This window comes from Streptomyces sp. NPDC002838 (assembly GCF_040295365.1).
GTDB lineage: Bacteria > Actinomycetota > Actinomycetes > Streptomycetales > Streptomycetaceae > Streptomyces.
In genome coordinates, this window is record NZ_JBEOVF010000021.1 from 125,634 (window position 1) to 138,396 (window position 12,763).

Sequence of the window (12,763 nt, forward strand, 5' to 3'; positions counted from 1 at the left end):
GAGTGAGTCGAGAGGCGATCATGGAAGACCAGACGACGCCGACCCGAGTGCGGGCCACCGCCGCCGTGGTCGAGACGTTCCGGCACGCCAGTGCCGATGACAATCCCCTGCATGTCGATGCCGACTACGCGCGGCGCACCGCCTTCGGCGGGCCCGTCGTCTACGGGGTGCTCGGTACGCTCCTCGCCCTGTCCGGTCTCGCACCCCGGCCCGAGCACAGGCCGGTTCGGATCTCCGCGCGGTTCCAGGCACCGGTCTACGCGGACCAGGACTACACGTGCGAGGTGACCGAGGACTCGCCCGAGCATGCGAAGGTCCGGCTGCGCGACGGCGGGCGCACCCTGCTCGAGGTGACAGCGGAGTTCCGCGAAGGGCCCGGCCCTGACGCGGGCGCCCACCCCGAGGCGAGCGACTCGCAAGTGCGCGAGCGGGCGCGCGAGGCGGATCTGTCGGAGTTCACCCGAGGGCTGTCCGTGGGCGTCGGCTACGCACCCCGCTGGGATGCCGTCGTGCGACTGGTCGACGAACTCGGCCTACGGGCCCGGGGGTTGGGCCCTGTTCCGGTGGGTGTCCTGGCTTGGATCAGCTACCTGGTCGGCATGGAGGCGCCTGGCCAATCCGCGCTGCTGTCCGACTTCGAGCTCCTCTTCGAGGACGCGGGTAGCGCCGGAGGGTTCACCGCGAGCGCCGAAGTCGCCGATGTTCAGGAGCGGTTCCGGATGCTGCGGCTGTCCGGCACCGCCGAGGCGCTCGGGGTCCGGGCGGAGGCCACCGTGCGAGCGTTCCACCGCGCTGAGGTGCCCGCAGGTGACGTCGACGCCCTCACCGGCCTGCTGCCGGACGGCGAACCGCTGGCCGGGCGCACCGCTCTCGTCGTGGGTGCCAGTCGCGGCCTGGGAGCCGCGATCACCCAGGCCCTCGCGCTGCAGGGTGCCGAGGTCTACGCCGGATTCCACCGCAGCGCCCAGGACGCGGCAGACATGGCAGCCCGCATCGGCGCAGCCGGAAGCCGTATTCATCCCATGCCCGGGGACGCCGCCGACCCCGAATGGGTGGCGGGTGCCCTGGAGCGGATCCGCGACGAGCGCGGCGGGCTCGATGTGCTGGTGCTCAACGCCTGCCCGACACCGGCCGAGCTCCCGCTGGAGCCGGCTACCTCCGGGCGTGCGGCCGACCACGTGACCCGCGCCCTCGCGCTCACCCGTGAGCCCCTGGCCGGGCTGGCCGCCGAGGTCGCCGGGCGGGGCGGCCGGGTCGCGGCGGTTTCCAGCGCGTGGACGGCCGAACCGCAGCCGGGCTGGACGGCGTACGTGACCGCCAAGTTCGCCGTCGAGGGTCTCCTGCGCGCAGCCGCGGTCGAGTATCCCGACGCCTCCTGGCTGATCGCACGTCCGCCCCGGCTGCGTACCGCCATGACCGCCACTCCTCTGGGCGGGGACCGTGGTGCCGCGGTGGAGCCGGTCGCCGCGGCGTTCGTACGCGCCCTTTCCGTACCCGCCGATCCCGGCAGGGTGGATGTTCTGTCCTTCGCCGAGGACGGCACACCGGCCAACGGCGACCGCAGCGCCCTGGTCTCGGTGACCGACGGTCCCACACCGGCAGAACCGGCCGGTGACGCGGCACCCGTTGCCGCCGGCGGCGGAGAAGCTGATCAGCGCCCGCTGGACCTCGGCCTCGTCGCCACGTTCACCCTCGACCCGCTGTTGGAGCCGCTGCAGCACTGGTGCGACCGGCTGGGGCTGGGACTGCGGGTCCGGCCCGCCGACTATGCCCAGGTGTTCCAGGAACTGCTCTCCCCCGACGGGGTGTTCGCCTCCGTCGAGCAGGGCCTCAAGACCGTGCTGGTCCGGGCCCAGGACTGGCCGGAGGGCGAAAGCGCCCGCAACGCCGAGGAGTTCGCGGACGCCGTGCGTACGCACGCGGCGCGCAGCTCGGTGCCGCTTCTGGTCATGCTGTGCCCGCCCTCCCCCGACCATGCCGGCGGTCGGGGCCGGGACGCCGAACTGACCGCCGCCGAGGAACTGATCGCGCGGTCGCTCAGCGATGTGCCGGGCGTCCACGTGCTCCCGAGGGAACGCTGGGCCGGTGGCATCGTCGCGTCCGACGAGAGCCATTACGACGAAGCTCGTGACGCGGCGGCGCACATCCCCTTCACCCAGGAAGGCTGCGTCGCCGTGGCAGCCGGTGTGGCCCGTTCCGCACACGCCGCCCTGGCTGCCCCCTCCAAGGTGCTCGTGCTCGACTGCGACAACACCCTGTGGGGTGGCGTCGTCGGGGAGGACGGGCCGCACGGAGTACGTCTGGAGCCCGCACACCGGGCGGTGCAGGAGTGGGCGGTGGCCCGCCAACGCGAAGGCGTTCTGATCTGCCTGGCCAGCAAGAACGAGGCGGCGGACGTCGCCGAGGTGCTGGAGGTGCGCGAGGACATGCCGCTGCGCGCCGAGCACATCACCGCACGCCGCGTGAACTGGGAGCCGAAGGCGCTCAACATCGCCTCGCTGGCGGCAGAACTCGACCTGGGACTGGACAGCTTCGTCTTCCTCGACGACAACCCGGTGGAGGTGGCCGCGGTGCGCTCGGCGCATCCGGAGATCCTCGCCCTGCAACTGCCCGAGGACGGCGACGCCGTGCCCGGTTTCCTGGGCCGCGTCTGGTCGCTGGACCGGCTCACCGTCACCGACGAGGACCGCAGGCGCACGAACTTCTACCGGGCCCGCGGCGACCGCGACGCCCTGCGCCGCAACGCCAGTTCGTTCGCCGATTTCATCGCCGGCCTGGATCTGCAGGTGGACGTCGCGCCGCCGACACCCGAGCAGTATCCGCGGATGTCTCAACTGACCTTCCGCACCAACCAGTTCAACCTGTCGACGGTCCGTCGTACCGAGGCCGAGATGCAGGTGCTGCTCGCCGACCCGGCGGTACGGGTCCGCACCGCGCACGTGCGGGACCGTTTCGGTGACTACGGCCTGATCGGGCTCGCCATCACCCGGGAGGACACCGGCGGGTCGTCAGCGGTACTCGACACGTTCTTGATGAGTTGCCGGGTACTCGGGCGAGGGGTGGAGCACGCCTTCCTCGCCGCCGTGGCCCGGGAGTTGAGCGAGGCGGGTGTGACCGAGCTGGTCGCCCCGTACGTCCCCAGTGAGCGCAACACACCGGTCCGCCGTTTCTTCGATTCCGTGCTCGGCGGCTTCGCCGGGTCGGGCGAGGACGACCGGACCGTGTACCGGGCGCCGGTCTCCGCAGTCACCGGCGTGAAGTTCGAGCCGGAGGAAGCCGAGCCGCAGGAGGACTCCGCCCCGAAGCCCGCCAACAGGCGGTCGGCGAAGCCGTCGGATGCGGCTGCCCGCGAGGCCGTGCGGCGCCGGGCGCTCGTCGACCTGGCCCAGGACGACGACCCCCTCACGACCGTACTGCGCGCCACCCGCCCCTCCACGCGGCTCGTCGACCCTGCCCCGGCACAGACGGTACCTGTGGCGGCCACGCCCGCCACAGGTAGCCTCGCCGAGGCCCGCGAGGCCGTGTGCTCGGTCGTGGCCGACGTCCTCGGACTGCCGCGTGCCGACATCGGTCCGCACACGCCTCTCGAGGCGATCCGAATGACCTCGCTGGCCGTGGTGGACGCCGTCATCCGGCTGGAGAAGCGGTACGGAGAGCTGTCCAAGACGCTGTTCTTCGAGCACCGCACGCTGGGCGACATCGCGGCGACGCTGGCCGGCGAGCAACCCGGGCCCCGGGCCACGGAAGCACAGCGTGCCGAGCCGCCCGTCGAGCCCGCGCAAGTCCCCGCCGCCCGCATGGCGATCGCGGTGGACACCGCCTCCTCGCCCGAACCCGTCGAGGAGCCGATCGCCGTCGTTGGCCTGGCCGGTCACTACCCGGGCGCCGACGGCCTCGACGAGTTGTGGGAGCACATACGGAGCGGACGCAGCGCAGCCCGTCCGGTGCCGTCCGACCGCTGGGACCACAGCGCCGTGTTCACCCCCGAGGGCGGGCAGGGCCGGACGTACAGCGGGATCGGCAACTTCCTCGACGGAGTCACCGACTTCGACTCCCTGTACTTCGGCATCGCGCCGCGCGACGCCGAGCAGATGGACCCGCAGCAGCGGCTGTTTCTGCAGACGGCCGTCGAGGCGGTCCAGGACGCCGGGTACGACCGCCACACCCTGGAGCGGAACACCGGTGTCTACGTCGGTGCCATGGCCGACGACTACCGCACCTTCAGTGCCAACGGGGCGGCCACCGGCCACGCGCCCTACCCGTACGCCGACAACTACGCGATCGCCAACCGCGTGTCGTACTTCCTGGACCTGACCGGCCCCAGCATGGTCGTGGACACGGCCTGCTCGGCTTCCGGTGTGGCGCTGCACCTGGCCTGTGAGGCGATCCGGCGTGGCGAGGTGTCGGCCGCGATCGCCGGCGGCGTGAACCTGGTGCTGCATCCGGTGCGGCACATCCAGTACGCGCAGATGGGAATGCTGTCGAAGGCCGGCGTCTGCCGCCCGTTCGCCGAGGGGGCCGACGGCTTCGTCATGGGCGAGGGCGTGGGAGCGGTCCTGCTCAAGCCGCTCTCGCGGGCGGTCGCGGACGGCGACCACATCCACGGTCTGATCCGCGGCACCGCTGTCAACTCCGGTGGTCGCACCAGCGGCTTCACCGTGCCGAGCCCCGAGGCGCAGGCGGCGCTCGTGTCGTCGGCGCTGCGCGGCGCGGGAGTCGCCCCGGGCACCGTGGGTTATGTGGAGGCGCACGGCAGCGGCACCTCACTGGGTGATCCCATCGAAGTGCGGGCGCTGTCCCGGGCGTTCGGCGAGCGCGAGCACGCCGGCTCCTGTGCGCTGGGCAGCGTCAAGGCGAACATCGGGCATCTCGAGCCCGCCGCCGGTATCGCCGGCCTGACGAAGGTGCTGCTCCAGCTGAAGCACCGCACGCTGCCGCCCACCCCGTACGCCGACACCCCGAACCCGTTCGTCGAACTGGACGGCAGCCCCTTCCGGCTACAGACCGCGGCCGCGCCGTGGGAGCCGGTGGGCCTGGAGGCAGACGGCAGCGTCCCGCCATTGCGTGCGGGGGTGAGCTCCTTCGGAGCCGGAGGAGTCAACGCGCATCTCGTCGTCGAGGCGCACGAGTCCACGGAAGAGGAGGAGGACGCGGTGGGCACCGAGCTGTATCTGCTGTCGGCCCGTACGGACGATCAACTGCGTGCCACAGCACGGAAGCTCGCCGTCCATCTGCGAGGCCCCGGCCGGACCGCACGGCTCGCCGACGTGGCGCACACGCTGCGGGTGGGCCGCGAGGCGCTGGACGTGCGCGTCGCGTTCACCGCACACGGCCGTGAGGAACTGCTCGCGCTGCTGGACCGGATCGCGGACGGCACCGAGGACTCCTCGGCCACGGTGCACACGGGGCGGCTGGTCCGAGGCGGACCGCTCGCCGGGCTCTTCTCGGACCTCGCCGGCGGCCAGGAGTTCCTCTCGTCGCTGGCCGCCCGGGGAGAGCTGGGCACCCTGGCACGGCTGTGGGCCCAGGGCGCGGACCTGGACTGGACGGTTCTGCTGCCCGCCGCTCGCCGCACCGCCCTGCCGACGTATCCGTTCGAGCGTGTGCCGTACTGGCTGCCGTCGGCCGCCCTGGGCATCACCGGCGCCGCCGCGCCCGCCATCGGGACGGAGCCGGTGGAGACCGGGGACGACCCGGCCACCGTATGGACCCCGCGCTGGGAGGCTTCCGAGCCGGTCGTCGCCGACGGCGCGGCCGCTCCCGGCACGGTGGTGGTCCTCGACGCGCCGGACGGCCCCCCGCTCGCTGGGACGGCCGCCGACCAGCCGTGGCTGCTGCTGCGGGCGGTGGAGTACGCACCGGACGAGACGCCCGTGGACGCGCCCGGCCCCGTGGTGCGCCGCGGGAACGCCGACGATCTGCGCTCCCTGTTGGAGCGGGCCGGCGCCGAGGGGCCGGTGGTCCTGATCGACCGGCGCGCGCTGTCCTCCTCCGCGGAGCGCTCCGGAGATCCGGCCGCTGCGGTGGCCGAGCGGCTGCCCACCGATCTGGGCCGGGCCGTTTCGGTCGGCGCGCTGCCTCCGTTGACGTACGTACAGGTCACCTCCGCGGAGCGGCTGGACCTTGTCGAGGAAGCCGTCGTGGCCTTCGGCCGTGCGCTGGCACGGGAGACGAGCCGCTACCGGCACATCCGCGTCGGCCTGGCCGACGGTTGCTCACCGTCACTCTCCATGCTCGTCGGTGAGGCGCGGAGCGCGGACGTCGACGTCCGGGTCGGCCTCAGCGGCCGTGAGGTACTGCGATTCGCCGACGACGCGGCCGGTGACGGCGGACCGGGCTTCTCCCGGGGCGGCCACTATGTGGTCACCGGCGGCTCGGGCGGCATCGGCCGGCTCGTCGCGGTGCATCTGGCGGAGCGGTACGGCGCGAAGGTGACGCTCATCGGCCGTTCAGCCCCGGGTCCGGAACAGGAGCGGTTCTGCTCCCGGCTGCGTTCCCTGGGCGGAGACGGGCTGTACGTACGGGCGGACGTCACCGACCGGTCCGCGCTGGACACCGCGCTGCGCACCGCCAGGTCGCGCTTCGGCGCGCTGAACGGCGTGCTGCACGCGGCGGGACTGGTCGAGGACGCCCTGCTGCAGGACAAGGCGGACGAGGCGATCGCCCGCGTGATGGCGCCGAAGACCACCGGCACGATGCTGCTGGACGAGCTGACGGCCGACGACGGGCTCGGTGTCTTCGTCCTGTTCTCGTCGGTCGTCGGCACGGTCGGCAACGCGGGACAGACCGACTACGCGGCGGCCAACGCGTTCCTCGACGCCTTCGCCACGCACCGCGAGCGCCGGGTCGCGGAGGGCACGCGCGGCGGCCGTACGGTATCCGTGGCCTGGCCGCTGTGGGCCGAGGGCGGGATGCGGCTGGACGCCGAAGCGGCCGCCATGGCCGTCACGACCATCGGCCTCGTGCCGATCAGCACTCGTGAGGCCATGCGGGTGCTGGAGGACGCGGTACGGTCCGACGCGCCGTGCCTGTACGTGTCGTGCGCCGGAGTCGATCGCACCCGGACAGTCCTCGCCCGCGCGGGACTCGGCCCCCAGCCCGGTGCCGCCCGTACCGCGCGATCCGGCGCCGCCGAGACGGCCGAGCTGGATCCGGCGCGGGTCCGCAGCCTGGTCCTCGACCGCATCGCCGAGGTCGCCGGCACCACGCCCGAGCGGCTCGACGCGGGCACCGAGCTCGGTGCCTACGGCTTCAACTCCGTCCTCCTGACGACGCTCGCCAACCGGCTGAACGACACCTTCGGGGTGGCGTTGACCCCGGTGACCTTCTACGAGTTCCCGACGGCCGACGCGATCACAGGGCATCTGGTCGACCGGCACGGGGTGAGCCTGCGCGCGGCGCTCCCCGCGTCGGACTCGGTCACGCAGCCGCCGACGGCGGCAGTACCCGCTCCGGCATCGGTCCGCACAACCGTTGCTGACGAACATGCCGAGCCGCTACGGCCCATCATGCCGACGCACGACGACCCCATCGCCGTCGTCGGTCTGGCGGGCCGTTTCCCCGGCGCACCGGACGCGGAGACGTTCTGGCGCAACCTGCTCGACGGGCAGGACCTGGTGACCGAGGTGCCGGCCGACCGCTGGGACTGGCGGGCGTACGACGGTGATCCGCGCCGTGATCCCGGCACGACCGACTGCAAGGCGGGCGGCTTCCTCGACTCGGTGACCGCCTTCGACGCCGCGCACTTCTCGCTGTCGCCGCGTGAGGCGTCCCTCATGGACCCGCAGCAGCGGCTGTTCCTGGAGGCCTGCTGGCACGCGCTGGAGGACGCCGGGTACGACCCGAAGTCGTTCGCCGGCACGCGCACAGGCGTCTTCGCCGGGGCGACTCTCCACGACTACCTGGAGGTGCTGGGCGAGCACGGTACCGACGTGGCCGGGCACACCGTCACCGGCAACGTGCACGCGATCGTCGCCAACCGTGTGTCGTACCTGCTCGACCTGCGCGGGCCGAGCGAGACCATCGACACGGCGTGCTCCAGCTCGCTGGTCGCGCTGCACCGGGCACTCGCGGCACTGCGCGCCGGCGAGTGCGACACCGCGCTGGTCGGCGGAGTCAACGTCGTGATGACGCCGACCTGGTACGTGTCATTGAGCCGCGGTGGGATGCTGTCGAAGGGCGGCCGCTGCCACACGTTCGACAGCCGCGCCGACGGCTACGTCCGTGCGGAGGGCGTGGGCGCGATCCTGCTGAAGCCGCTGTCGCAGGCGCTCGCCGACGGCGACACCGTGCGCGCGGTCGTGCGCGGCTCGGCCGTCGGCCACGGCGGCCGAGCCCACTCGCTGACCGCCCCTACGCCGCGCGGCCAGGCCGACACCGTCGTGGCGGCGCTGCGCGACGCAGGCGTCTCGCCCGCCTCCGTGGGCTACATCGAGTCGCACGGCACCGGTACCAAGCTGGGTGACCCGATCGAGGTCCAAGGCCTGAAGCAGGCCTTCGAGCGGGCGGCCGACGACGCCGGCACACTCGAGGGCGGCACTGTCCTCGGCGCGCTCAAGGCCTCCGTGGGGCATCTGGAGAGCGCCGCCGGCGTCGCGGGGCTGATCTCCGCGGTCCATGCCCTGCGGGAGCACACGCTGCCGCCCGTGGCCGGGCTCGAGGAGCTCAATCCCTATCTGGAGCTGGAGGGTTCGCCGTTCCGGGTGCTGCGTGCGGCAGAGCCGTGGACGACGGCCGACGGTGCCCCGCGGCGAGCGGGAGTCAGTTCGTTCGGCTTCGGCGGGGTGAACGCGCATGTCGTCCTGGAGGAGGCGCCCGCGCCGGTGGAGTCGGCGCCGGACCTCGACGGCCCTCAGGTGGTCGTCGTGTCGGCCCGCACTCGGGACCGGTTGCGCGCCTACGCGCACCGCTTGCGCGACTTCGCCGCCGCCCACGACGTACGTCTGGCCGACTTGGCGTGGACATCACAGACAGGCCGCGCGCACCTGGCCGAGCGATTGGCGATCGTGGCCTCCTCGCTGCCCGAGCTGCGCGAACGGCTCGACGCGTACCTCGACGACACCGGTGAGACCGGGTCCCCGGGGGTCCACGTCGGCGGTCCTCACCCGGAGCCCGTCTCCGACTCGGTCGCGATTCCGACGGACCCGGCGGACGCCGCCGTGCGCTGGACGGCGGGCGAGCGGGTCGACTGGTCGGTGCTGCACTCCGCGCCGTGCCGCCGGATCCCGTTCCCCGGCTATCCCTTCGACCACAGCACGGAGTTCGGTCCGTCGGGCGTGCCGGCGGTGCCGATCCCGAGCAGGATCGCCCCGGCCCAGGATGCGGTGACGGCACCGGCCACAGAGGACGGCATCGTGCCGGCACTGCTCTGCCGGGACTGGGTGCCTTCGCCGCTGCCCGCCCCTGCGGAGGCGGCGCGCAGGCCGCTCGGCGTGCTGATTGTCGCGTCCGGGGACACACTCGGCTTCGCCGAGGCCGCCGCCCATGCAGCGGGCGCGGACAAGAGCGGCTGGGTTGTGGTGCGCGAGCACAGTCTGCTGCCGCACCTCGGACCCGACGAGTACGACGTCGACCTGGCCGACCACGCGGCGGGCCATGCGCTGGCGGAGCAACTCCACGAGCGCTACGGGCAGGTGGATGCCGTCGTGGACCTGACGGACATCTCCACGGGCGCGACCGTCGTCGACGAAGCACCCCTGGCACGGGAAGCGGCCCGCATCGGACTGCTCCAGGAGCTGGTCCGGCGCGCCACCACAGCCGGGCACGAACTCTCGGTCCTCCAGGTCACACGCGGCCGCCAGACACTTCGGCACTCCGGTCCGCGGGCCGCGGGCGCGGCGATGGCCGGTCTGGTGCGAGCCGTGGGCGCGGAATACGGCGCCGTCCGTTCCGCCTCCGTGGACCTCGACCCGGCGACCACCGCGCCCGATGCGGTGCTCGCCGTCCTGCGGGACGAACTCGCGGCGGTTCCCCAGGCACCGACCGAGATATGCCTGCGCGGCACGGACCGCTACGTCCCGGGACCGCTGCGTGTCCTGCCGGCCGTGACGGACCGCCCCGGGCTCGACCCCGCGCGCACCTACCTGGTGACCGGCGGCACCGCGGGTCTGGGTCTCGCCGCCGCCCGTCGGCTGGCCGAACTGGGCGCCCGCAGGCTGGCGCTGCTCGGACGGCGCCCGCTGCCCGCCCGCGCCGAGTGGCCACGGATCGCCGCCGAAGCGGACGTCACCGGTGACGAGGCAGACCTGCGCATCGCCGAACTGGCGCGGGCCTTCGATGAGTTGGAGGCCGCTGGGGTACGCATCGACACGTACACCGGTCCGTTGACCGATCGCGCCGCGCTGGGTGCCTTCCTGAACCGAGTCCGCGGTGAACTCGGCCCAGTGGCCGGGGTTCTGCACTGCGCCGGTTCGGTCGACCGCCGGCATCCCGCGTTCGTCCGCCGCTCGCCCGAGGCCATGGCCACGACCTGGGAGCCGAAGACCGCCGGGCTCCGGGTGCTGGACGAGCTCGTCCGGGAGGACCGGCCGGACTTCGTCGTCCTCTACTCCTCGGTCTCGGCAGTACTGCCCCATCTGGGGATCGGTCTCGGCGACTACGCCGCGGCCAACGCCCACCTTGAGGCGTACGCGGCCGAGCGCAACGCGGCCGAAGGACCGGACGGCACCCGCTACCTCTCGGTCGCCTGGGGCAGCTGGACCGGGCTCGGCATGGGTGAAGTCAAGGCCGACGCCTATCGGGCGTCCGGCTTCGGCGCGCTGACCCATGACGCCGGTCTCGGCCTGCTGGAGCAGGTGATCGCGGGAGGCGCCGAAGGGGTTGTAGCGGCCGCCGTGCGCCCTGGTGACTTCCCGCCCCCGCACGCGAACGCCCACACCCACACCGATCAGTACGAGAAGAAGGAGCATCAGGTGACGACCTCGGACGGCGCCCCGAGCCCGGCCGTGAGGGCGGCGGTCGAGGAGTTCCTCCTCGAACTCATGGCCCAGGAACTCATGCTGCCGAAGGACGCGGTGACAACGGATGCGTCCTTCGCCGACCTCGGCGTGGACTCGATCCTCATCGCCGGGATGGTGGGCAGGCTCGAAGAACTGGCGGACGCCCCACTCGACCCGTCGGCGGTCCTGGAGAACCCGACGGCCGGACGGCTCGCCGCTTTCCTTACCGACCGGCACCCGCGCGGTGTCGAGCGGTGGGCGGCGGCCCGCGGCGTCGGTCGCGTCTCCCAGACCCCGGTTCGGCAGCAGACTGACGCATCCCCGGCCAGGGTTTCCCGGGACGCGCATGCGGTGCCCGGGCCACGCCCGCTCGCCGTCATCGGTATGGCCGGCCGCTTCCCAGGGGCGCCGGACACCGACGCGTTCTGGAAGCTCCTGGCCGAGGGCCGCAGCGCGATCCGTGAGGTGCCGGCCTCGCGCTGGAACGTCGCCGAGCTGTACGCACCGGAGAAGCAGCCGGGCCGCTCCGTGTCACGCTGGGGCGGCTTCCTCGACGGGATCGAGGACTTCGACCCGGAGGCATTCGGAATCGCCGCCGAGGACGCGGCGCACGTCGACCCCCTCATCCGCCTGGTCATGGAGAGCGCCGAGCAGGCCTTCCGGGACGCCGGCTACGAGCGGTCCGAGCTCGCGGGCACCCGTACGGGCGTGTTCGCGGCGGCTCAGACCGGTGCGTACGCGCCCCGGATCAGCACACCGCACCGCAACACCGTCACGGGCCTCAACCAGAACTTCGCCGCCGCGCAACTCGCCCAGATCTACGATCTGCGCGGCCCGCACCTCGTGATCGACACCGCCTGCTCCTCCTCCCTGGCCGCGCTGGCCCTGGCCGAGCAGTCCCTGCGGCTGGGCGAGTGCGACATGGCGCTGGTCGCGGCGGCGGATCTGCTGCTCGACGAGATGCCGTACCTGAAGCTGAGCGCGTCCGGGGCACTGTCGCCGGACGGAGAGTGCCGGGTCTTCGACTCGCGTGCCAACGGTCTGGTCCTGGGCGAGGGCGCGGGTGCCCTGCTCATCAAGCCGCTCGACACGGCGCTGGCCGACGGCGACCGGGTGTACGCCGTGGTGGAAGCGGTGGCCATGAACAACGACGGCCGCACGATGGGCCTGACGACCCCGAATCCGGACGCCCAGGAGGAAGTCGTCCGCCGGGCCCAGCAATTGGCCGGGGTGGACCCCACAGCCATCGGTCTGATCGAGGCGCACGGCACCGGAACGATGATCGGCGACCCCATGGAACTGCGCGCCCTGACCCGGGCGTTCGGCGACGCGGGTGGCCGGGCCGGCCACTGCGCGGTGGGCAGCGTGAAGTCCAACATCGGGCACGCGCTGATGGCCGCGGGCATGGCCGGGCTGCACAAGCTCGTACTCGCCCTGCGGAACCGCAGGATCCCGCCGACGCTGCACTGCGAGACGCCCAACCCCCGGTTCAACTTCGCGCAGTCGCCCTTCTATCCGAACACCGAGTTGCGCGACTTCGCCCCGATCGACGGTGTGCGCCGGGCCGGGATCAGCGCCTTCGGCTTCGGCGGCGTCAACTGCCATGCGGTCCTGCGCGAGCCCACGGCCGCGGAGCTCGCCGACCGCCCCGCCGAGCGGACCAGCCTTCCGCCCGCCGTCTTCCGCCGCACCCGTCACTGGGTGGAGCGGGACGCCCGGTCCGCACCGCCGACCACGGTCACGCCGTCCCTCCTGCCCGTCTCTCCCGCACCTCTCGTATCCACCGTCACCGGCCCGATCCTGCCGCTCGAGGAGCTGAACTGACG

At 72.9% G+C, this 12,763-nt stretch carries 1 protein-coding gene; it reads left to right on the plus strand.

Annotated features, from left to right (window positions below; translation table 11 throughout):
• Positions 1–20 precede the first annotated feature (20 nt).
• Positions 21–12,761, plus strand: a complete 12,741-nt coding sequence (locus tag ABT063_RS26025) for an SDR family NAD(P)-dependent oxidoreductase (RefSeq protein ID WP_351060868.1) — start codon at positions 21–23, stop codon at positions 12,759–12,761.
• The last annotated feature ends 2 nt before the right edge of the window (positions 12,762–12,763 follow it).

Coding starts and splice junctions, on each gene's coding strand:
- ABT063_RS26025 (WP_351060868.1), top strand. CDS start 21: ATGGAAGACCAGACGACGCCGACCCGAGTGCGGGCCACCGCCGCCGTG.